Raw genomic sequence first — 21,033 nt, 5'->3', positions numbered from 1 at the left:
TTTTGTGACTCCTAGATCCGGGCAGCGCTGCTGCCCTAGTTGATTGATCGATTAATTAATTAATTTTTGAATAAATAAAAGATGCATATGGGTGCCCCCTAGAAGTTGCTTAGCCGCCGAGATAAGCGCTAAGGATCTCAGGGTCCTCGAGCAGACCAGCTGCATTGCGGTCTGCCACGACACGGCCTGTTTCGTAGACATAAGCACGTGTCGCGACTGACAAAGCGTTGTGTACGTTCTGCTCCACCAGCATCACGGTGACGCCATGGGCGTTGATTTCACGTACGAACTCGAATACTTCTTCAGCCATGCGAGGACTCAAACCAAGGCTAGGTTCGTCCAATAACAAAAGACGTGGCTCCGACATCAACGCGCGACCAATAGCCAACATTTGCTGCTCGCCACCGCTTAATGTGCCGGCAAGTTGCTTGTGTCGTTCTTTGAGGCGAGGAAAGCGCTCATAGACCAGGCCCATGCGTCGCTCAATTTCAGACTTGGACTTGCATAGATAGGCCCCCATGGACAGGTTTTCGTCCACTGTCATGCTGGGCCATACATGGCGTTCCTCTGGAGATTGCGCGATACCTTGTCCAACTACGCGGTCAGCTGCTAGGCCAGCGATGCTTTTCCCTTGGAAGAAAATTTCACCGCGTGTTGGTTTGAGTAGACCTGAAATAGCTCGCAAAGTGGTGGTCTTACCGGCGCCGTTTGCACCAATCAGTGCAACGACTTCACCTGGAAAAATGCTTAGGTTCACTCCATGCAGTGCAGCCGTCTTTCCATAGCTGACATACAGATCGCTCAGCTCAAGAATGGGCTTACCAGAGGCTTTGCCCTGTGCGCTTGCATGCATTTCATGCTTGCTAATTGCATTCATGCTTTCTTTCCTCCACCGCCTAGGTAGGCTTCAACCACTCGGCTGTCGGCTTGAACTTGTGCAGGTGTTCCTTCAATCAGCTTTTCACCGAAATGCATGACAACGACACGGTCTGAGACACCCATCACCAAACTCATGTTGTGCTCCACAATCAGAATGGACTGAACCAGGGTGCCTCGTAGAGTTTTAAGAATCTCACCGAACTGGCGAGCCTCTTGGCTATTGAGGCCCGCTGCAGGTTCATCCAGCATGAGAATTTCGGGTTTAGCCGCGAGCGCGAGCGCCACTTCTAGAAGTCTGAGCTCGCCGCACGACAGTACCGATGCTGGTGTGTGCATGCGATGAGTTAGGCCCATGGTGTGAACGATGTGTTCCGCGCTTTCCTTTACGGCGGATTCGGTTGCACGAACCGCACGGTTGGGAAAGAACGTACGCCATAGCGACTGATGGGCCTCCAGGTAGTGACCGGTCAGGACGTTCTCAAATACGGTAAGAGATTTGAGAATATTTGTCTTCTGAAAGCTGCGAACAATGCCCATGCGAGCCATGTGATAAGGCTTCCGGCCGGTAACGTCGTTGCCCGAAAATTTCACTTGTCCCGAGCTAGGGGTGTAAAAGCCCGTTATCAGGTTGAAGCAGGTGGTTTTGCCTGCTCCGTTAGGGCCAATCAAACCGACGATCTCTCCTGGATTGACATCGAAGCTAATGTCTTTGACTGCGTGGATACCACCGAAGGATTTACCTAGCCCACGCACCTGCAAGGAGTGTGATGAACTCTGTGCCTGGATTGCGCTCATGCGGTTCTCCCTTCTGCTTTTAATGATGCTTGAGCCTTAAGAGCGTTTGCTTGTCGTGACTCGCGCCATTGAATAACAAAACTCATCAGGCCACGGGGTAGGAACAGCACAATGGCGATCACTACGAGGCCAAAGATGGAGAGACGCAGTTCCTTAGCTTCACGCAAGTACTCTTCCAGGAAGGTGACCAATAACGCACCGATCAGGGGGCCGACGAGCGTTCCTTTTCCTCCAACAAGCACCATGATGATCATGCTTACCATGAAGGCAAATCGGAATACTTCAGGTCCAACGAAAGAGATGTAGTGTGCGTAAAAGCCTCCGGCCATTCCGGAAAGGAGCGCACCGAGCACCAGAGCCATCATGGAATAGCTCAGTGGCCGAATGCCGATAGATTGCGCCACATATCGGTTTTCACGCACAGCTACCGCAGCACGGCCAGCATTGGAATACACGAAGCGGAAACTGAGGTAAAGCGTAATCGCTAGCAAAGTCCAGGCTATGCCGTAGTAAAACTGCTTGGCTGCCAGGTTACCGCTGTCTCCTAACCAACTGGGTTGGGGAATGCCTGCAATACCCATGGGGCCGTTGGTCAGGGCAATCCAGTTGTCAGCGACGAGGCGCAGTACTTCGGCGAACGATAGCGTCACGATAACGAAGAACGGACCCTGTAAACGTAGGGTGATGCCTCCGATGATTACGCCCACTAGTGCTGCCAATAGACCTGCTGTAGGGATGGTGGCCCAGATGGGCCAACCGTACTGTGTTGAGAGTATGGCCGCAGCGTAGGCTCCGGTTCCCAAAAAGGCAGTGTGACCTAGCGAGAACTCACCCACATAGCCAACCACTAGGTTGAGGCTACTCGCCAATACGGCATAAAACAGCACCATGATGGCGATATGCAGCAAGTACTGATCGCTCACCATTAGAGGCAATAAAGCAGCCAGCGCCATTAGGGCAAAAAGACAGTGCTTCTCGAGTTTCATGCGCGCTCCGATCTTTTGGAAAATAGCCCATATGGCCGGAAAACAAGAGTCAGAATCACCATAGCAAAGCCGACGATATCGACCCATCCGGTTGCCACGTAACCGCCCCACAAGGCCTCTACTACACCCAGTAGAAGACCACCAGCAATGGCTCCGGCAAAGCTACCCATGCCTCCCAGGATCACCACCACAAATGCCTTCATGCTGACTAGGCCGCCAACAGCGACTTGAGCTGAATAAATTGATCCAAGCAGCATGCCTGCCATGGATGCAATCACAGTTCCCATAGCGAATGTGGCCGCATAGACATTCGCAGTGCGCACCCCCACAAGCTGTGCCGCCATGGGATCTTGGAAGGTGGCGCGCATGGCTCGTCCTAGACGTGTTTTGTGGATGACCAACCACGCCATAACAATCATCACTGCGCAGACAAGCACTGCAAAGACTCGCAGTTTTGTCAGGACCACAGGACCGAAGAACATTGGTCCAGCTGAGATTGGTGCTTCGACCTTCAAAGGCGCGGTCCCCACTGTCAGCAGAGCGGTGTTGGCCAAGAATATCGAGAGTCCAATCGTTAACAGAATGCCGGGTTCTTCGCCTTGGTTGCGAATACGCTCAATCAAAAAGCGATCAATCAACCAGCCAAAGATACCCATCACGACAGCCACCAGAGCAAGACCGCTGAAGAAGTCGAGCCCCAACCTGGTAGTTGCCCACCACCCCATGACACCGCCGAGCATATACAACTCGCCATGGGCAAAATTAACCACTCGCATCAGTCCAAGGATCAGAGTCAATCCAAGCGCTGAGAGCGCATAGAACGAACCCGTCACTAGGCCGTTGGCGAGGTACTGCAGAAGTAGTTCCATCGTCCGAATCCTGTATCAGTCTTGTACTCTTATGGCTTCTCGGTCGCGGACTGGGCAACCACCTGCGGCTCGCGCTGGTTGATTTGCACCAGTACTACATCAAAGCCGTAAGCCTCGCCCTTTTCGGTAAAACGGTAGCGGCCATTTGGTGCGGCATAGTCGGTCTTGCGAAGCGCATTGCGAATAGCTTCAGGCTCTGCCTTGCCTGCACGTGCTACGGCATCCAACATGATGTTCATAGCGTTGTATCCAGCCGCGCCGTACTTGCCTGGTTTTTCTTTGTAGGCTTTGCTGTATTGCTCTACAAAGGCTTTGTTCCGCTCATTTGTGAGACTTGATGCATAGGGCACTGCGGCATAGATACCTTCTGACGCATCTCCAGTGAGACCGATGAAGTCCGACGTTGCCCATGAACCAACGCCAAAAATTTTGGAGTTAATGCCAAATTCTTTGAACTGCTTGACAAGGATGGAGCCGTCTTGCGTCTCTGCTGCAACAAACACTCCATCTGCTTTACTTGCACGAAGCTTTGTAAGCAATGTGTAGAAATCGGTCACGCCATGGTCAAAGTATTCCTTCATGACCGTTTTAACGCCCAAGGACTCCAAGTCCTTGGAGAAGTCCTCAACGCCGCCACGACCCCAGTCGTCATTTACGCCGATATAAGCCACCTTCTTTAGCTGGAGCTTGTTTGCCAGGATCTTGCTAAAGGTCTTGGACATGAGCCGATCAGTTTCTGCCGAACGGAAGAAGTACTGCATACCTTTTTCTGTCAGGTCAGCTTTAGAAGAAACGCCTGAGACAAAGGGAACTTTGTACTTCTCAGCGACGGGCATCACCGCTGCAGTGGCTGAGCTGCAGAAAGCCCCTTGCAGCGCCACAACTTTGTCGCGCTGTAACAGCTTTTCGGCCGCATTGACCGAATTGGCAGGGCGGCACTGGCCATCTTCAATGACAAGCTCGACCTTTCGACCCAGCACACCGCCTGCGGCGTTGCGCTGTGCTACGGCTAGCTTGGCACCATTGACGGATGCTAGGCCGTTGTACGCAACTGATCCGGTTAACGGTTCGATCACGCCAATTTTTACCGTCTCTTGCGCAGTGGCTGCGGCGGTAACCGCAAGCAGGCTTGCCAGGGACATCAGTTGAGACCATTTGTGCATTTCACTCTCCAGATGAGGACAGACACCCATCTGATGTGCCAGCTTCTGCTAGCCCACCAGTACTAATAAATTAAACGACCAATTAATTAAGTGCCTGAAGAATATCCGCCAAGGCGGAAATCTAGCTTCGGGGTTAACCCGGGCAACTAATTGAATGTTACGTAAGCAAGTTTGGTGCCAATCTGAGAGTCTGTTTTGCGCTGTCAAGATAGGGAAGCTAGGCGCCAAGTGTCACTTGCGGTGCACCAACTAGGGTCCTGTGCACTTGCAAAGTGCAAAGATCAACTCGAAATCGTGCTCATCGCGAGCCATGGAACAAGAGCAAGGTCGTCGGGCAGAAGTCGCCGTTTAGGCTCTAGTATCTATGGGTGATGCGTTCAAGCCTTCAGATGGAAGGGCTGGTAACTTTGAACGTCGACAAGGCGCGCCAAGAACTTGGTTGTGTACAAGTGGTCAATTGAGCCCAAGGACTGACTGAGCTGGAGCAGTTGTATCGTGCTAAAACGGGGCCCATCGCTTAAGTCCTATCTAAGACACCTTTTGGTCGAGAGCACCAGTTCGATCAAGGTAAAAGAGGTCACTCGAAATTCATGACCGTCCAGTTACTGCTTTGGTTACTAGCAGTCATTGGCATCCTTAAGTTGAGCGACTGCAGATCAGCCTAGACCTGCCGTTCACGGCTACCGACCGGACCACAACTTCTAGCCGAACTCAGTCGGTCACGACCAGCAGCCTGGTCAGCCACACCGGCACACGCGGTCAGTTTGACCGGAGTACGCAGCCGATCACGGACCACTGCTTGAGCGGCTTTCGCCGGCCACACCAGTTTTTGGAGCGTCCCCTGTCTTGAGCGGCAACTTCGTCCTCGGGGTCGGCTGCTTGGCTCGACGCGTCCCCTCTCTGGCAATCGCTTCTGCCTGCAATGACGGTGGCACGCCCGTAGTGATGCTAGGTGCTGCAACAGGGCACGATCTCACCTTGGGTTAGGTGCGGGTGCCGGTGCAAGCCGAGCATGAAGCCGCCACCAGTCCCATAAAGTGTGCTGGACTGCCAAGTGGACGGCTACCGGCACCAGACCGAGACCGACACCGACACCGACCTGCGCAAGGCCACGCAGGCGGTATTCGTGTCACTCGCGACCCAATGGACGGGCAAGGCATTCAGACCTTCTCTGACGCCTTGCGCTGCACCTCGGGTGTGCGCTCGGAAGAGGAGCAGACCAGTGCCAACAACTTGTTCATGCGCGGCCTCCTCGCGGAAGGCAAGTCCTACCTGGATGGTCTGCGCATTCATCCTGCTGGGTATTTCAGCTGCTTTGCGGAAACACCTTATGCTTTGGAGCGTGTCGAGGTGCTAAGGGGCCCGGCTTCGACTCTCTATTGCCAGGCGTCTGGAGGCTGCGTCGTCAGTTGACCTGCATCTGGGCCTTGCGTGCCACCTCGCCCAGTCGTTTGTATTCGGACTGTGTCAGCGCTTCGAAGGCTGGTGCCGCAGATCCCTTGGGGGTGAACCCGGCCTGCACCAGTTTGTCCTTGACGGCCGGATCGCTCAGGGCCTGGTTGATGGCAGTATTGAGTTTGGCTGTGATGGCGGGGTCGAGCTTGGCTGGGCCATATACCCCGAACCATGGGTCGACTGCGTAGCCTTTGAGTCCGCTCTCCGCGATTGTCGGCACATTGGGTAACGATGGACTGCGCTCGCTACCAGCCACGGCCAGTGCTTTGAGCTTGCCTGCCTGAATGTGTGGCAGGGAAGCGGGCAGGTTATCAAACATGGCGGGCAGGTGGCCGCCAAGCATGTCGGTAATACCCGGTACGCTGCCTTTATAGGGCACATGGACAGTATCCAGGCCTGTCATTTGCGCAAACATCACGCCAGCCAGGTGCATGCTGGTTCCGGCGCCGGCCGTACCGTACTGAAAGCCTGGGTTCGCTTTGATGTAGGCGATGAGCTCCTGCACGTTGTTTGCCGGGAAGCTCTTGCCCACTTCCAGCACGATGGTGGAGTAGCCCAGCATGGAAACTGCAGTGAAGTCCTTGTGGGGATCAAATGCCATCGATTTGTAGATGTGCGGGTTGAGCGCATTGGTGGAGATGGCTCCGAAACCGATCGTGTAGCCGTCGGGCTTGGACTTGGCCACTGCATCCATGCCGATATTGCCCCCGGCGCCAGGCTTGTTCTCGATCACCACCGGTTGACCCAGCGTGCGTGCCATGTGCTCGCCCACGACTCGTGCCACGAGATCGGTTGTTCCACCAGCCAGATACGGAACGACAAAAGTAATGGGCTTTTGCGGAAAAGCAGTTTCCGCGTGGACGGTTGCCATGGTGGTGAGCGTGCCTACGGCGGCGATGGAAGCAAGTATCTGTCGACGGTTCACGGGGTCTCCTTGGTAGTTCTAGTGGGTAGCATTTGAAGTCGATATCCGGAATCTGCTTGAAGCAAGGCCTTGGAGGCCGTTATCGCCCGAAGCAGGGTGACAAGCAGTGTATTTGTTCAATGCAGTCCGTGGGAGCTCAGTCTGGCAACTGCTGGGTAACTGCCAGGTGCAGATGTGGTGCAGGTGCAGGAAGCCCATTGACCTGTAGCCAATGGAAGCCTCGAAAGGGGGAGGGGGCCCTCATAATCAAGGCCTCCAACTTGTTCGAGATGCCTACCTTTTGTTATGGATAAATTGTTGTTGCAGCAGCAGGTGCTGAAACGGCTGGCCGAGGACCTTCTGCAAGTCGAGCAGGCGGCGAGGGTCGCCCATGAAACGGCGACTCATGAGGAGAATATTGCCGAAAACAAATACGACACATTGGGTCTCGAAGCTGCCTACCTGGCTGCAGGCCAAGCCCGTCGCGCGGAAGCCATCCGCCAAGCGATGGCCAATTGGCGCCAGTTCCGCCCGCAGCCCTACAACGCCAGCCAAGGTATACAGCTCGGCGCACTGATCTGCCTGGTGGATTCAGACGACAAGCAACAACAGATCTTTCTCGGCCCGGATGGGGGGAACATGAAGTTGCTCAACGGCGCTGAACTCATCCAGGTCATCAGCAGCAAAGCCCCCTTGGGCAGGGCTGTGCTGGGTAAGTGTGAAGGCGATGAGGTGTCGGTACAGGTCGCGCCGCTCCGACAGCAGTTCGAGGTGCTGTGGGTTCATTAGGCCCCGAGCAAGTTCACACTGGATGGATCGGAGATCATTCGTTTCAGACCCTTCAGGCCAGCTCATGGCCGAAAGGCTGCGGGCGTCATGAACTCCTGGAGCAGACATTCGATATGAGCGCCAGATCGTCCTGCGCCTGATTTCGGGGTCACAAGTGAATGGACGAAAGAGCAGCTGTCTGCGGCCAAATCGAGCATGGTGGCGGTCATTCGGCGACCGCAGGGCCAATGCCATCCCGGTATTCTTCTGCCCGGAGTCGACGTTCCCCAGGCGTCCCATGTCCTCCTCCCTGCCAGATACAAGCTTCAATATGGGGGCGCAAGACTCTCATGTGCTCTCGCTGATGGTTCCACTCAGGCTGGGAGAACACCGCCGAACCGGAATCTGAAAACTGGCTTGTTCATGGCGAACTCTTTGCTGTCGAGGAGCCCTATTCGATGTCCCTGCGATACTGACCAGGGGTCACCCCCAGTTGCTGTCGGAAGGTGCGATTCATGTGGGTTTGGTCAGAAAACCCACAAGCACTGGCAATCTCGGAGAGCGTCATTTCGCCATTTTTAATGAGCGCCTTGGCCTGTGCAACCCGCAGATTCTGTCGATATTGGTTGGGCGTTAGATGCAAGGTCCGGGTGAATCGCTGGAACAGTACGGTACGGCTCAAGCCGACATATGCGGCCAATTCTCCGAATGTGAAAGGCCGCTCCAAGTGGGAATGCATATATTCGTCCACTTTTCTGAGTTGAGACGCTGACAGCCGTACGTCGGCATGAGGGGGTTCCTTGCCATCAAGTACACAATGCCGCTGGAGGATGTGGCTGCCAATGGCGCGTGCGAGGTACTCGCCGCGCCAGTCCTGATATAGACCCTCCAAAAGCATCTGTTTGGTCGCACGCATCAGTTGCGACAATATGGGGTCGGTGGCGCCGAACGAAGCCTTGTAGTGAAATTCCACCTTTCCTAAGTCCAATATGTCCTCGGCCACTTCTCTGAGCACACTATCCTTCAGGAAGAAATGCAACGTGCGAGGATGGTTGCCTATCGTATCTACAACGGCCTCACCGGGCGGAGTTATGACCAGCGACTGAGGCTCAAGCAAGCCTGCAAATTTTTCCCCCTGTGCATTGCGCTGAATGTCTGCTGGAGTCAGCACCATCGCAATCCATATGCTGGAGATAGGTCGGTGCTCAATGGTGTGCGGGGACTCCTGAGTAATCGCTGCCGCTAAATCGCCCCATCCGCACCCTTCACTGGAATGAAGGATCTTGATGCTATCAATCTGCGGAAGTGAGGTTTCCTCCAGTCTATATTCAAGCGCGGACCATGACTGCGTACGCAGGCGTGAGGCAGAAGTGGATTGCTGCGGAGGATTCCAAACGCCTGAATAGCTGTTTTTCTTACTGCATTTTTCCATGGTTTTTCTGATGGTCGATGGTTGATTTCCCAGAGAGGCTGTTGTGTGGATCTCGTGGATATATAGGGAACTGAGGAAATTTCCTGTTGCTCAGGAGTGATCTCTCCAATGGAGCGCATCGGTTCCATTTTCAGGACGTTCACGAAAATCTGTACGGTAAATCAATAAGCAGGATGCATATACTTTTTTCCTGAAGCTCATCATTGATAATTCCTGGCGGGATCTGAGGTGTAGTGCAGGTGCTAAGCAGGTGATTGAAGCGCAAAGCTGGATCACTATTAGTCATGAGCGGCAAGATTTGCCATTTCAGTAAAAAGCAGGCACTCCTACCTGGTTTTCAGATGCTCAAGACTACTGCAGGGGCATTGATTTCTATGGCTGTTCATCCTTGCAAGAGAGGTGAGTCATTGGCTGATTGTGAGAACTGAATGGGAATGATCTTCTTGGCTTTGGCAATTGCTGTTCGTTTCTGTGCTTTGGCTTGCATGCGCAGCTAACGCAATGGATTGCCGCCGATCAAGAGATTGCATTGAATTGAATGTCATTTGACTGAAATCTGCATATTTCACATGTTCGGCAGGGGGAGGTGGTATGTATTTCTTGATTCTATTGGGTGCAGTTGTTTCCGTATTGAAGTTAATGCGGTTTGAGCCAGTTGTGGATTGGTCGTGGTACTCATTAATTATGGCTTTTGTATTTTTGTTGTTGTGGTTGGTTTTGGCTAGAATTCGCAGAAACCGGAAGAAAATAGAGAAAAACGCCAACGAAAACGATATCGACTCAAATGATGCGGATCAACCGGAAGTAGGCGCTTGGGGAAATATTCATGAATGGGAAAGGAATAGACAATAGAAATCATGATAATGATGGGGTTGTTAATTCCGGCGCCAACAATATTTCCCATGATTAATCCATGGAACTCGGATTGATGAATGCACTTTACGCACAGGACTCCTTGGTTTCTATAAGAATAGTCTTATTTTGAAATTTTGCTGTGGGAGTTTTTCTGGGTTTCCGCCTAAATTCGCGCCCTGAATTAAATAAAAACTGAGTCTGAGTATCAATGCATAAGAGTGAGTGTGTGAGAGGCTTCACACTGATCGAACTTCTGATCGTCATAGCCATGATGGGCATCCTGATGGCAATCGCCGTGCCTAGCTATAGCGACTACCTCAAACGCGGACGCATCGTCGATGGCCTGGTGCCTCTTGCGGACATGGGGGCCAAGCTGGAGCAGTATTTCCAGGATTACCGCAAGTACACCGGTGCCTGCGAGGCGGACTCGATCGCGCCTTTGCCTGCGGAAACCAGCCACTTCAAGTACACCTGCTCCCTGGACGAAACACCCCCCAAGGTCACCGCCACAGGCAAGGGCAGCATGGGTGGTTTTGTCTTCACCCTTGACACCAAGGGCGTGCGCAAGACTGCCGCAACGCCTACTGGCTGGACGAAGCCTGAAGCAAATTGCTGGTCTTCACGCAGGGATGGAAGTTGCTGATGCGCCGCGCCGTACAGGGCTTCACCCTTGTCGAGATGCTCGTGGGCCTGGGTCTCACAGTCTTCTTCATGCTGATGACGCTGCCCAGCGCCAGCGCCTACCTGACCGACGCTCGCATCCGCGCGGCGGCACAGACCTATTACAGCGGCGCACAACTGGCGCGCGCCGAGGCCGTACGTCGCAATGCCGAGGTACGTCTCCTGCTGACCGATGATCCCCGCGCTTCACAGCCCACTGCCAGTGTGAATGGCCTCGGCTGGGTAATGCTGGCTGGTGGTGGCCCGCAGGGAGTCGACTGGAGCACGCTCGAGGGAACGGAATGGGTTGACAGCAAAGATCCGCAGGAGGCACGAACCACGGGACTGCGCGTGGCGGCCAACGAGGCCGTCGTGCAGTTCGATGGCCAGGGTGCGGCCTCCGTCAACCAGATCGTCAAATTCCTGGGCCCCGCAGCGGACACCTGCTATCCCCGGGGTCCCCGCTGCCTGCATGTCGTCATATCGCTTGGCGGACAGGTTCGTTTGTGCGATCCAGGCATTTCAAACAACGGAGATAACCGCAAATGCTGACTTCGCCCGCCAGTACAGGCGCAAGACAGGGTCGCAACCAGCACGGCATTGTGCTGATCGAGTCACTTGTATCCATCGTCATCGTCATGACTGGCATCCTCGGAATTGCCGGGCTGACCATGAAGTCTGCGACCTGGGCCGGCCATGCGCAGTACCGCACGGAGGCGGGCATGTTCGCTGCGCAGATCGTGCGGCTGATCGAACTCAAAGTGAGCCGCAGCTCGCCAGAAAATCTGGCGAGCTCGCTTACAGCGTTCCAGCACCAGCCCGATGGCGAGATGTGCGACTTCAGCGGCAGTAGCGCAGGAGACTCCACGTTCAAAGGCGTGCTCAAAGCCGCACGGGGTGAGCAACCCAACGTGCATGGCCTGCCTGGCGCCACGGCTGCCATGCAGCAAGTCAGGATTGATGCGGCGCACGACAACCGGATCACTGTCACGCTGTGCTGGCAAGGGCCCAATGACCCGGCCGTGCGCAACTACCAGATCCAGGCTTTCGTGCACTAGGGCATGCCAATGTACAAACGCAAGCGCCCATGCGCAAGGCCACCGGCGATGGGTCGATCCCTCGGTTTTTCCCTGATCGAAATCATGGTGGGGTTGGCCATAGGTCTGGCCAGCATGCTGGCCATCTACCAGTTGTATGCCACGTCCGAAGGGCGGCGGCGCACCATCGTCTCGATCAGTGAAGCGCAGACGGCAGGCTCCATGGCATTGTTCGCCATTGAACGCGATATCCGCTCGGCAGGGCTGGGGTTTGCAAGCATCGACGCCCGCTATCTCAACTGCTCAGTGAAAGCGTACAACAGCGGACGCAGTACGGCCGCTTTCGACTTCCCGCTGCTACCTGTGCGCATAGCAGACGGGAGAATCTGGGTGCTGACGGGCTCTTCCAGCAATATGTTTGCTGGCGCCCGCTATGTGGGCAGCAGTGGCGGTGAGTTCAAGATGGAGAGATCGAACGCGGGCTTCCAGGCCGGCGATGTGATCCTGGGCACCAGCGACAGCTTCACCGACAACTGCCTGCTGATGGAAGTGACCGCCGGGGCCGACCCGACATCCGCGACGGCAGCCGCCAACAAAAACAAAGTCCATCGAAAGACCGGCTCCTACCAGGATTTTTACCAAGGCCAGGAGGTCGAGGCCACGCGCAATGATGGCGCTTACACCAGCCTCCTGGATTCGAGCAAAAGCAGTCTGGGCGAAGGCATGCTCTACAGCCTGGGGCCGGAGCCGACCCTTACCGTCTGGAGCGTGGACGAGAAGAAGCAACTGACCCGCTACAACCATCTCGACGAAACCGAGACGGACAAGGTCGCCGTGGCCCATGACATATTGCAACTTCAGGCCGAATACGGCTATGACGCCAACGCCAATGGCGCGATCGATGAAGAAGCCGAATGGACCGCCTCGCTTTCTCCCGATGCAACCAGGTGGGAGCAGATTCTTGCTGTGCGTATCGCCGTATTGATGCGTATTCCGCACTACGAAAAAGACAAAGTCACCAACTCAGCCCCCCGCTGGGCCAACGGCACCAAGCAATTCAGCATGGGAGACGGGGATGAGTGGATGCACTACCGCTACCGGGTGTACGAAAGCATTGTCCCGCTGCGCAACACGCTATGGGGTCAGCAGCTATGAAAGCCGTGCATTCACCCACACATCGCCCCAGGCCCCCCAGGCAGGACCCGCAACGCGGCGTCATCCTTCTGGTCGCATTGATCGTGCTACTGGTGATGACGCTCACCGGCCTGGCCGTGGTGCGCACCTCCACTCAGGGCGCCGGCATGGCAGGCAGCCTTGCGCTCAAGCAAGGAGCCACATCGGGTGCCGACTTGGGGCTGGAGAGAGGCATGGCCCAGCTTGATGCGCTGTATTCCGCTGGCAGTGCGACGCTGGAGGCCGACGCCGACAGTGGCTACTTCGCCAGCCATGACCCCGGGGCGCCGCTGGACTGGAGCCAGGCCAAGCTGGTCACCGAAGACGATGGCCTGGGCAACAAGGTGGAATTTCTCATTCACCGGCTGTGCAGGGACGCTGGCCGCTGGGATGCGGCTGGCCAAAGCTGCGTGCTGCCGCAGGAGCTGGATTGTCCAGGCCCCTCAGAGACGGCAGGCAGTGCTTCCTCTTGCAACGCCCGCCCCATGTACCGCATCACGGCACGGGCCACGGGCCCGCGCAGCACCCTAAGCCTGGTGCAGATGACCGTGTATTGACCGTGGGTGCTCATGGCTGGCGGCAAAACGCAGACCTTGGACAGCTCGGCATGAATGCAGACCAACAGACAGGCCGGCAGACAGACCAACAGAAAGACAGGCTCTCGGGCTACCCGAGATTGGAAAAGGGAGGTTCGAGATGCACCAGAAACTGACATATAGGCTGCGGCCATTCGTAGCGGCGTCGCTGGCAGGGGTCATCAGTTTGGGCATGCTGGTCTTCGCTGGCCGCATGGCCGTGGCCGACGCCCCGGCCCAGGATGTCGTGCAGATATCGGACACGCCGCTGGGCATCATGGCCGATCAGAACAAGCCGAACGTGATGCTGCTTCTGGACACCTCTGACTCCATGCAGTGGACCCACATGCCCGACGACTGGGAGCCAGACGGCACCACCTACTTTCCCGTCGGCTACAAAAGCGCGCTGTGCAATACGCTGTACTACAACCCGCAAACCACTTATGTGCTGCCCAAGAGGCCTGATGGCCGGGATATGGACGCGCCTAGGTTTGAGAACGCCTGGAAGGACGGCTACGACCAGTCTCTGGGCACGGTAGACCTGTCCAGGAACTTTCAGGCCTACGACAACGACACCCGCCGCAGGGCGTATATTGAAGATCCCGCCCAGCCAGCCTATTTCTTTGAATGGCGTAATTACTACGCTGCCGGAACAAGACCGGAGCCTCACTTTGAGGATCCGTCCGAAAAGGTCGGTGTTTGCAACAAGATCAGCAGCAGTTTGGACTATTACTCAATGCGCGTGGATGACGGCACACTGCGCGTCAACGAGGAGAGCATCAACATCTGGGGGCGGGGGAACGGTGGCCCAGACGGATTTTGGACACGCAGAGCCATACCAGCCGCCCAGAGGCAAAATTTCGCCAACTGGTATAGCTATTACCGCACGCGCATCAATATGGCCAAGTCGTCGGTCAGCCTGGCTTTTTCCACACTGAACGACAATTTTCGCATCGGCTTTCTGACCGTGGCCAATCCCGGTGTCGGGCCCCACAGCAAGTTTCTACCGGTCGCTGACTTCAACAAAGACGGCAAACAGCAGTGGCTCGAGGCCATACAGACGATCAAGACCGGCGGCTCCTCACCCGCCCGCGAGGCGCTGGCTCGCGTCGGTCGCTACTATGCAGGCCAAAGCGACAGCATCAATGCCAGCATGACGCCCTTCGTCGACCCCGTGGTGTCGGCCTGCCAGCGCCACTACGCCATTGTTACCACTGATGGGTACTGGAACATCGGGCAAGAGAGCGCAGGGCCTGTGAAGATCGATGGCAAAACCCTGGTAGGCCAGCAGGACGGCCCGCCAGAATCGCTGACCGATGCCGATGGGCTGCGCCCGCGGCCTATTTTCGATGGCTCGGTCAACGGCACCAAAGACGTACACGATGCCAGCGTCAGCTATGGCTCGATGTCGTGCAGCCTGGGCTGGAAGGTGACGACGCCAGGCGGGGGCACCAAGACCGAGACCACCTACAAAAAGATCGTCAAGAAAGACGTTCTCAAGAAAACCTGGCGCACTGCCACTCTTCGCTGGATGAAGAAAAGCACGAGGACGCTGCGAGAGCACTTCAGAAAAATCAGCGACATGACGGAGCAACTGGAATGGCCCAAGCGCGTCCAGTCCTACTGGTATTCGCAAGGTACACACAGCGTCACCCGCAAGCGCTACAGGCAATTGCTTACTTGGGACTATGTCTCCAAGACGCAATACCGCTGGAAGTTGACAAGCACCTGGAGTACGGAAACACAAACGCCCTGGGCTTCGGCCCTGGCCATACAGACCCTGCAAAAGCGCTATTTCTACTGGTACAAGAACCCTGCCGTGGGTGAGCAGGACCTCAAGACCACGGACAAAGCGGTATGCGATCAATTTCCAGGCGGCTGCAGGCTGGAGGGCAGCGACCAGGGGAGCGTGGTCCAGTCCTGCTCTTCCGGTATGGACGGATTCTTCAAGGTCGAGTGCGAAACCTTGTCCGTACCCGTCAGCGCAAAGGATTTTTGTGGCAGAAATGGCCAGTATGTGCCTGGATGGGGGCTCATCCAATGTGAAGGTACTACCTCGGTCGCACCTTATTCCGGGCCTGTTGCCTCTTGCAGGACCATTCACCCGGACCTGCGGGACAAAATCCTGGCTGCATCGCCAGGCCATGGCAGCGATTCTCTTTCAATGGTGCAGTTCTCCAATTGCAATACGGAGCACAAGGAGGAGAAATTCGTCACAGCCGACGAATGCAAATGGGAGTCGCCCAGCAAGGACAATGGATTCAAGACGACCAATTGCGGAAAAGAGCAGTACGCATCGGTCACGGACAATAGCTGCCAGATTACGACGACCCCCGTGCTGGATGCATCCAGCGACAACCTGTATTACGAATGCAAGAAGTCTTCTGGCCAGGAGTGGACTCCACTCTGTACCCCGGGTCCCTTGGGCGATGAACCGGGGCGCATGAATACCCAGTGCGGGAGCCGTGGGGACCCTGAGAGCGAGCCTGTTCCTCCGAAGTCTTGCACATCCGGCGAGAATAAGGACGGATATTTCCATGAATGCACGCCCTTGCCGAGCACTTGGAGCGGTGCGGTTCAGAAGGACTCCTCCGCCTGCCAGACAAGTGATTCTGCAGGTCTGTCCTGTGAGAAAAAAAGCAGTATCTGGTGGCCTGCGCAGACCTGCTCGGATGAGGCTCCCTCGGCAAGCAATGGCTGGGTCGGCCGCGAGTGCGCAGACAAGGGCAAAGTCCCAGACCCGCCATCGTGCAAGCCAGCGCCAGGCAAGGAGGGCATTGAGCCGCCGGCGAGCCGTGCCAAGGAACCTGGCACCTGCACACCACAGGCCGCCACGGCAGAAAATGGCTGTATTGTCAGCTGGTGCACTGTTGATGCCCCCGATCCGGCTGACGTTGCAACGAATCAGTGCGCTGCCAGCGCCGCCTCGGCGGCCAATGGTTGGACGCAGACCATATGCACCACCGAGACCGAGACACGCAAATCCGTGCCTTCCTGCTCGGAATCATCGATAGGCTTCAAGCAAGTTACCGACTGTATAGACAAATCCGAAGCCACGGACATGGCCTACGGCACCTGCGAATCCTCGCTGGATGGGGGCGGGAATCCAACGCAAGCCAATGGCTGGACCACCAGCAGTTGCAGCAAGGTCGATGAAGGGGCAGGCAGCGGACTGAGCTACTTGCAGTCCGAAGCGGACTTTGCGGCTTGCGAGGCCAGCAAGAGCAAGGCTGCCAATGGTGTCGAAATCCAGTGCATCAAGGACGGCCCCCACACCGTCACAGTGCTCCAGGGGGAAGCCTGTATCCCAGGCTACAACGCGAGCACGAAAAAGGTGACGGACTGCTCAGGCGTGGGCCAGTCCACAAGCGAAATCGTGGCCGATGAACCCGTCAATTGCTCTGCGCCGGCCTGCGTGGAAGTCTTGGGCAGGCAGAAGACCTACGCGGGCAGCTATTGGTCCGACAAAAAGGTGATGACCGGCACGGTCGAGACGAAAACGACGGATGGTATCCCAATTGACATCAGCGGTGACCTGGAGTCCCCTCCAAGATGCTATGCACCTGCGGAATGGGCGGCGCTGCTTCCGCTTGAACAACCCCCGGGAGGGCGGCCGCAGCCAGGAACGCCCCCATGGACACAGCTTCCCCCTACCCACACGGCCTGTGGCAAGTTGCCCTGCGAAGAATTGGATATGCAAGCCGCCACAGGAGGAAGCACCAACTCGCTGGCCGACGTGGCCCAGTACTACTATGCGACCGACCTTCGCCCTGACAGCGACAATGTGGTGAAGCCCGCAGGTAACGGAGCGGAGGACGACAAGGCTGCTTGGCAGCACATGAGCACCTATGTGATTGGCATGGGCGTTTCGGGGAACCTCAAGTACGACAAGAACTACAAGAATGGTGGGGGCGATTTTGCCGACCTGCGCACGGGCAAGAAGACCTGGCCGATCTGGCCCATTGAGGGCACGACGAACTACGATCAACGGCAATCCATCGATGATTTCTGGCATACCGCCGTGAATGGCCGGGGCCTGTACTTCAGCGCCAATGATCCCAAAGCCATCGAGGCCGGCCTGAGCGAGGTGTTTACAGACATCCGCGCAGCCACGGGTTCGGGGGCCGGCGTGGCGGTGTCCTCTGCGCTGGTAAGTGCCGACAGCCACTACGCCTACGGCGCCACTTACAAGACCGGCCGATGGTCTGGCGACCTGCTGGCCTACAAGATCGATCCGCAATCGGGCCAGCGCACACAGATTGATGGCTGGTCGGCACGGGCCAGGCTCGATGCCCGTGATCAGGCCAGCGACCCCCGCACGATCTACTTCATGGACGGCAGCAAGACGCGAAAGCTTTTCACATGGAGCGAGTTGGGCAGCCTGCAAAGCAACTTTGACGGCACAAACGCCTCGAGCCGCCTGGCGCAGTACGAGCAGATGTCGAAAGCGCAAAAGGAGGCGGCCGTGGGCCAGAATCTGGTGAACTTCATCCGTGGCGACCAGAGCAAGGAGGGCTTCACCAAGGACCAGAATGGAAGGCTGTACCGTACGCGGGAGAGCAGGCTGGGCGACATCATCGGCTCGCAGCCGCTGTATGTGGGGGAGCCACTGCGCAAGTACCGGGATGCAGGCCATAGCGCCTTTCGGCTGGCCCAGCGCGGCCGCACGCCGATGGTGTATGTGGGCGGTAACGATGGCATGCTGCATGCCTTCTATGCCGAGGTGGACCCGCGTGCTTCCGGCATCGAAGGCAGCAAGCAGGTGCAGACGGCTGCACGCGAGGCCTGGGCCTTTGTGCCGACGACCGTGATGCCGGAGCTGCCCAGACTGGCCAGCGTCAGCTATGAAGGCGGTCACCGCTACTTTGTGGACGGCTCTGCGGTGACGGCCGACATCCAGGCCGGCGGCACCTGGAAAACCATCCTGGTGGGCGGATTCAACAAGGGCGGCAAGGGCTACTATGCGCTGGATATCACCAACCCGCAGGATCCCAAGCCGCTATGGGAAGTCAACAGCACGAGCATCTCCACCATGGGCCATAGCTTTGGGCGGCCACTGGTGTCCAAGCTGCCTGACGGCCGCTGGGCAGTGTTCCTGACCTCGGGCTACAACAATTCGGATAACAAGGGGTATCTCTATGTGCTTGATGCCAACGACGGCAGCATCATCAACACGATTGCCACGGCAGGCAGCGGCCTGAGGGAGATCAACAACTTCGTGCGCAACCCGGCCACCGACAACACTACGCAGCTGCTGTATGGCGGCGATCTGGAAGGCAATGTCTGGCGCTTCGAGTTCAATAAGGACGGCTCAGCCAAGGGCGCGAAGAAGGTCGTTCAACTCGTTGACGAACGCAGCAAGCCTCAGCCCATTACCACGCGTATGGAACTGGTGCCCACGTCTGCGGCGACCGAGAGGCCGCGCATCCTGGTGGGAACCGGCAGGCTGTTTGGTTCATACGATCTTGCAGACAAGAGTACGCAAAGCGTCTATGGCTTCGATGACAGCATGGATGGCATGTCGGGGGAGTCGCTGCGCAGCCGGCTCAATCAGATGCTGCTGGAGCCCAGTACCGGAGCGGGCGGCCAGCGCACGCGCACGATAAGGTGCTTGGGCAGTTCGACGGACTGCAAGGATGATGCCAAGGGCTGGTACGTAGATTTGCCCGACTCAGGTGAGCGCGTGAATATCGACATGCGCTTAGCCAACACAACCCTGGTCATCGCCAGCAATGTGCCTTCACCCGATGTGTGCCTGGCAGGCGGCTATGGCTGGATCAATTACCTGAACTTCAACACTGGCCAGGCCGTGATCCAAGGGCCGGATGGCAAGGGCGATGTATCGATCATTGTGGATGGCTCAACGATCTCGGGACATGCCACCACTACCACCGGCGATGGCAAGGCAACCGATCACATATCGACGACGGGCAACAGGGACAAGCCTTTGGACATTGACATTCCCTACGCTTCACCCAAGCCGCTGGGTAGACGCATTAGCTGGCGTGAACTGGTGAAATAAGCATGAGGGGGCCTCTGCAAAACCTCGTTTTCTGGAAATTCAATCCAATCCAATTCAATGCAATCAATAGGTTGTGATGGATTGGTGCATGAAAACAGGGGGGTGCAGATCCTCCTTAGGGTGGCTGACACCACCGAGCCACGAAATGTGCACAGATAAATGCGCACAGGTAAATGCGCACAGATGACTGGGCTTGAGCCTGAGCAAGTCTTCGAGGTGAACTGCATAGGCCGCAGGCTTCCTGATCTTACTGCCGGGTTCGGTCATCATGGCGGTGCTCTACTCTCAGCAGTCGGATTCCGTGGCCATGCTCCGGGCCGGAGCGCTCGTGGGCCTGTTCGTCAACGGCATGATGGGCGGCTATGGCGCCATGATGCGCGAAGCCTGGCCACTTCAGTCGCCATCGCAGACAAGCTTTCGCGCAGGGGAGCTTGACTGTATGAGTGCGAGGAGCGAAGTGATGGCGTGAAGCACTTCGAGCTTTTCGACTTTGCGCCAGTTTTCAGTCTCGACGCAAACGCTCCCGCCCTGCCAGCCAACGAGAACCAGCCAGGAATCGGGCTTATGCGCGACATCCTGCATTGCTTGCTCAAGCTCGGTGCGAAGGCGATGCAGCTGATACCCTTCGATGACACCGCCACCGTAAAGATCAATCAACTCGCCTTTGTGGCGTTCGAGGTTTGCTGATTCAAAGTAGCGGTAAAGGAACCAGTAGCAGCCGTCGTCATTGAAGGTGACCGGCGATATATCACTGCAAGGCGTCTGGAGGTTGGCATGATCGGCCAGGTACAAGGAGAGGGACATGGAGTGTCTGATGTGCCAGATAAGCCAACTGCAGAATGCGGGTCGGCTTGACTGAAAGGTTACCCTAGGGCGATATGAGAGGCGCAATGAAGCTCAGTTTGATGGCACTTTCAATTGTGGCTGCGCTCCTGCTTGCAACCCGAGGCTGTGCAGGCCTCAACAGCTACTGGTACGAAGGCTACCTGCCTCAGGCGATTGAGGTTGAAGAGCTACTGTTTATAGAAGACAGTGGCGGATTGAGAGAAGGTTGCGGAGCAGCTATCTACAAAATGGATGGGCCATCGCTGGAGCGCATTCGCACGAATGGGCTTGATGCTTTAAGAGACGCCAAGCAGGCCAGGCGGCATAAAGGTCGTGAATACAGTGACTGGAAGGAAACACCCTACATCGAGCCGAAGGACGAAGTGGTTCGAAACGGCTGGCTGACCGGTATGAACGAGGGGTGCTCGGATATTCCCTCCGAAATGGAGCGCGGTATCAATGAGGCGTTGAGAGAACCCGGCTCCTTTTATGCAACTGGGCATGAGTCTGGCCTGATCGTCATTCCCAAGCGTGGGTGGATCATCTTCTCTCATTTCGGATGAAGATCGCTCGCGACCCCTTCGGTTGCATGTCCCTCCTCACTGCCATCCGATACTCGATACCTGTGCTGAGCG

Annotated in this window: 19 protein-coding genes; 10 read left to right on the top strand and 9 right to left on the bottom strand. The window is 56.4% G+C overall.

Annotated features, from left to right (window positions below; all coding sequences use genetic code 11):
• Positions 1-109 precede the first annotated feature (109 nt).
• The 5 genes from CTATCC11996_RS23920 to CTATCC11996_RS23900 are packed head-to-tail and all read right to left on the bottom strand — an operon-like array spanning position 110 to position 4,692.
• Complete coding sequence (locus tag CTATCC11996_RS23920) at positions 110-877, bottom strand: ABC transporter ATP-binding protein (RefSeq protein ID WP_003081513.1); 768 nt, start codon at positions 875-877, stop codon at positions 110-112.
• Positions 874-1,674, bottom strand: coding sequence for an ABC transporter ATP-binding protein (locus CTATCC11996_RS23915; RefSeq protein ID WP_003081511.1), 801 nt, complete (start codon positions 1,672-1,674; stop codon positions 874-876). The genes CTATCC11996_RS23920 and CTATCC11996_RS23915 overlap by 4 nt, the downstream gene beginning before the upstream one ends.
• The gene (locus tag CTATCC11996_RS23910; protein WP_003081508.1) at positions 1,671-2,660 is read right to left on the bottom strand and encodes a branched-chain amino acid ABC transporter permease; all 990 of its coding nucleotides are present in this window, start codon (positions 2,658-2,660) and stop codon (positions 1,671-1,673) included. Before CTATCC11996_RS23910 ends, CTATCC11996_RS23915 begins: the two co-directional genes overlap by 4 nt.
• Positions 2,657-3,529, bottom strand: coding sequence for a branched-chain amino acid ABC transporter permease (locus tag CTATCC11996_RS23905; protein ID WP_003081504.1), 873 nt, complete (start codon positions 3,527-3,529; stop codon positions 2,657-2,659). The genes CTATCC11996_RS23910 and CTATCC11996_RS23905 overlap by 4 nt, the downstream gene beginning before the upstream one ends.
• A gap of 29 nt (positions 3,530-3,558) precedes the next feature.
• Positions 3,559-4,692 (bottom strand): ABC transporter substrate-binding protein, encoded by a 1,134-nt coding sequence (locus CTATCC11996_RS23900; protein WP_003081502.1) that lies wholly within the window; start codon positions 4,690-4,692, stop codon positions 3,559-3,561.
• 987 nt (positions 4,693-5,679) lie between these two features.
• Between CTATCC11996_RS23900 and CTATCC11996_RS26570 the strand changes: the two genes are divergently transcribed.
• Positions 5,680-6,105, top strand: a complete 426-nt coding sequence (locus CTATCC11996_RS26570; RefSeq protein WP_370511094.1) for a TonB-dependent receptor plug domain-containing protein — start codon at positions 5,680-5,682, stop codon at positions 6,103-6,105.
• Here the strand turns inward: CTATCC11996_RS26570 and CTATCC11996_RS23890 are convergent.
• Positions 6,098-7,072 (bottom strand): Bug family tripartite tricarboxylate transporter substrate binding protein, encoded by a 975-nt coding sequence (locus CTATCC11996_RS23890; protein ID WP_003081496.1) that lies wholly within the window; start codon positions 7,070-7,072, stop codon positions 6,098-6,100. The genes CTATCC11996_RS26570 and CTATCC11996_RS23890 overlap by 8 nt on opposite strands.
• A 285-nt stretch (positions 7,073-7,357) precedes the next feature.
• Between CTATCC11996_RS23890 and CTATCC11996_RS23885 the strand changes: the two genes are divergently transcribed.
• The gene (locus CTATCC11996_RS23885; RefSeq protein WP_003081493.1) at positions 7,358-7,840 is read left to right on the top strand and encodes a GreA/GreB family elongation factor; all 483 of its coding nucleotides are present in this window, start codon (positions 7,358-7,360) and stop codon (positions 7,838-7,840) included.
• A 430-nt stretch (positions 7,841-8,270) separates the two neighbouring features.
• Here CTATCC11996_RS23885 and CTATCC11996_RS23880 read toward each other — a convergent pair whose 3' ends face one another.
• A complete protein-coding gene (locus CTATCC11996_RS23880; protein WP_080569937.1) occupies positions 8,271-9,251 on the bottom strand; it encodes a helix-turn-helix domain-containing protein in 981 nt (326 codons plus the stop codon).
• A gap of 591 nt (positions 9,252-9,842) precedes the next feature.
• Between CTATCC11996_RS23880 and CTATCC11996_RS23875 the strand changes: the two genes are divergently transcribed.
• From CTATCC11996_RS23875 to CTATCC11996_RS23845, 7 genes are all read left to right on the top strand, one after another.
• On the top strand, positions 9,843-10,103 hold the full coding sequence (locus CTATCC11996_RS23875; RefSeq protein WP_034350286.1) for a TIGR04438 family Trp-rich protein: 261 nt from the start codon (positions 9,843-9,845) through the stop codon (positions 10,101-10,103).
• Between the two features lie 229 nt (positions 10,104-10,332).
• Positions 10,333-10,749 (top strand): type IV pilin protein, encoded by a 417-nt coding sequence (locus CTATCC11996_RS26485; protein ID WP_003081488.1) that lies wholly within the window; start codon positions 10,333-10,335, stop codon positions 10,747-10,749.
• On the top strand, positions 10,749-11,318 hold the full coding sequence (locus CTATCC11996_RS23865; protein WP_003081485.1) for a GspH/FimT family pseudopilin: 570 nt from the start codon (positions 10,749-10,751) through the stop codon (positions 11,316-11,318). The genes CTATCC11996_RS26485 and CTATCC11996_RS23865 overlap by 1 nt, the downstream gene beginning before the upstream one ends.
• Entirely contained in the window at positions 11,312-11,824 is a 513-nt protein-coding gene (locus CTATCC11996_RS23860) for a PilV family protein (RefSeq protein WP_003081482.1), read from the top strand. Before CTATCC11996_RS23865 ends, CTATCC11996_RS23860 begins: the two co-directional genes overlap by 7 nt.
• A 48-nt stretch (positions 11,825-11,872) precedes the next feature.
• Positions 11,873-12,958, top strand: coding sequence for a PilW family protein (locus CTATCC11996_RS23855; protein ID WP_003081479.1), 1,086 nt, complete (start codon positions 11,873-11,875; stop codon positions 12,956-12,958).
• A 5-nt stretch (positions 12,959-12,963) separates the two neighbouring features.
• Positions 12,964-13,533 (top strand): pilus assembly PilX family protein, encoded by a 570-nt coding sequence (locus CTATCC11996_RS23850; protein ID WP_157999256.1) that lies wholly within the window; start codon positions 12,964-12,966, stop codon positions 13,531-13,533.
• A 211-nt stretch (positions 13,534-13,744) separates the two neighbouring features.
• Complete coding sequence (locus tag CTATCC11996_RS23845; RefSeq protein WP_003081475.1) at positions 13,745-19,573, top strand: pilus assembly protein; 5,829 nt, start codon at positions 13,745-13,747, stop codon at positions 19,571-19,573.
• 63 nt (positions 19,574-19,636) lie between these two features.
• On the opposite strand, the gene CTATCC11996_RS26430 is transcribed toward CTATCC11996_RS23845, so the two are convergent.
• Positions 19,637-19,843: a hypothetical protein gene (locus CTATCC11996_RS26430; RefSeq protein WP_034350279.1), complete on the bottom strand. Its 207-nt coding sequence runs from the start codon at positions 19,841-19,843 to the stop codon at positions 19,637-19,639.
• A gap of 123 nt (positions 19,844-19,966) precedes the next feature.
• Positions 19,967-20,377, bottom strand: coding sequence for a hypothetical protein (locus CTATCC11996_RS26000; protein ID WP_172590553.1), 411 nt, complete (start codon positions 20,375-20,377; stop codon positions 19,967-19,969).
• Positions 20,378-20,463: 86 nt separating this feature from the next.
• Between CTATCC11996_RS26000 and CTATCC11996_RS23825 the strand changes: the two genes are divergently transcribed.
• Positions 20,464-20,961 carry a hypothetical protein gene (locus tag CTATCC11996_RS23825; protein ID WP_003081462.1) on the top strand — a complete coding sequence of 166 codons (498 nt, stop codon included), beginning with the start codon at positions 20,464-20,466 and terminating at the stop codon, positions 20,959-20,961.
• The last annotated feature ends 72 nt before the right edge of the window (positions 20,962-21,033 follow it).

The organism is Comamonas testosteroni ATCC 11996 (assembly GCF_000241525.1).
In the GTDB taxonomy this organism is placed as follows: Bacteria; Pseudomonadota; Gammaproteobacteria; order Burkholderiales; family Burkholderiaceae_C; genus Comamonas; species Comamonas testosteroni.
This window is presented reverse-complemented; position numbering and strand designations above follow the sequence as displayed.

What these genes read in the sequence shown, in the direction of transcription:
- CTATCC11996_RS23920 (WP_003081513.1), bottom strand. Translation starts at nt 877, where the DNA reads ATGAATGCAATTAGCAAGCATGAAATGCATGCAAGCGCACAGGGCAAA.
- CTATCC11996_RS23915 (WP_003081511.1), bottom strand. Translation starts at nt 1,674, where the DNA reads ATGAGCGCAATCCAGGCACAGAGTTCATCACACTCCTTGCAGGTGCGT.
- CTATCC11996_RS23910 (WP_003081508.1), bottom strand. Translation starts at nt 2,660, where the DNA reads ATGAAACTCGAGAAGCACTGTCTTTTTGCCCTAATGGCGCTGGCTGCT.
- CTATCC11996_RS23905 (WP_003081504.1), bottom strand. Translation starts at nt 3,529, where the DNA reads ATGGAACTACTTCTGCAGTACCTCGCCAACGGCCTAGTGACGGGTTCG.
- CTATCC11996_RS23900 (WP_003081502.1), bottom strand. Translation starts at nt 4,692, where the DNA reads ATGCACAAATGGTCTCAACTGATGTCCCTGGCAAGCCTGCTTGCGGTT.
- CTATCC11996_RS23885 (WP_003081493.1), top strand. Translation starts at nt 7,358, where the DNA reads ATGGATAAATTGTTGTTGCAGCAGCAGGTGCTGAAACGGCTGGCCGAG.
- CTATCC11996_RS23880 (WP_080569937.1), bottom strand. Translation starts at nt 9,251, where the DNA reads ATGGAAAAATGCAGTAAGAAAAACAGCTATTCAGGCGTTTGGAATCCT.
- CTATCC11996_RS23875 (WP_034350286.1), top strand. Translation starts at nt 9,843, where the DNA reads ATGTATTTCTTGATTCTATTGGGTGCAGTTGTTTCCGTATTGAAGTTA.
- CTATCC11996_RS23865 (WP_003081485.1), top strand. Translation starts at nt 10,749, where the DNA reads ATGCGCCGCGCCGTACAGGGCTTCACCCTTGTCGAGATGCTCGTGGGC.
- CTATCC11996_RS23860 (WP_003081482.1), top strand. Translation starts at nt 11,312, where the DNA reads ATGCTGACTTCGCCCGCCAGTACAGGCGCAAGACAGGGTCGCAACCAG.
- CTATCC11996_RS23855 (WP_003081479.1), top strand. Translation starts at nt 11,873, where the DNA reads ATGGGTCGATCCCTCGGTTTTTCCCTGATCGAAATCATGGTGGGGTTG.
- CTATCC11996_RS23845 (WP_003081475.1), top strand. Translation starts at nt 13,745, where the DNA reads ATGCTGGTCTTCGCTGGCCGCATGGCCGTGGCCGACGCCCCGGCCCAG.
- CTATCC11996_RS26430 (WP_034350279.1), bottom strand. Translation starts at nt 19,843, where the DNA reads ATGATGACCGAACCCGGCAGTAAGATCAGGAAGCCTGCGGCCTATGCA.
- CTATCC11996_RS26000 (WP_172590553.1), bottom strand. Translation starts at nt 20,377, where the DNA reads ATGTCCCTCTCCTTGTACCTGGCCGATCATGCCAACCTCCAGACGCCT.
- CTATCC11996_RS23825 (WP_003081462.1), top strand. Translation starts at nt 20,464, where the DNA reads ATGAAGCTCAGTTTGATGGCACTTTCAATTGTGGCTGCGCTCCTGCTT.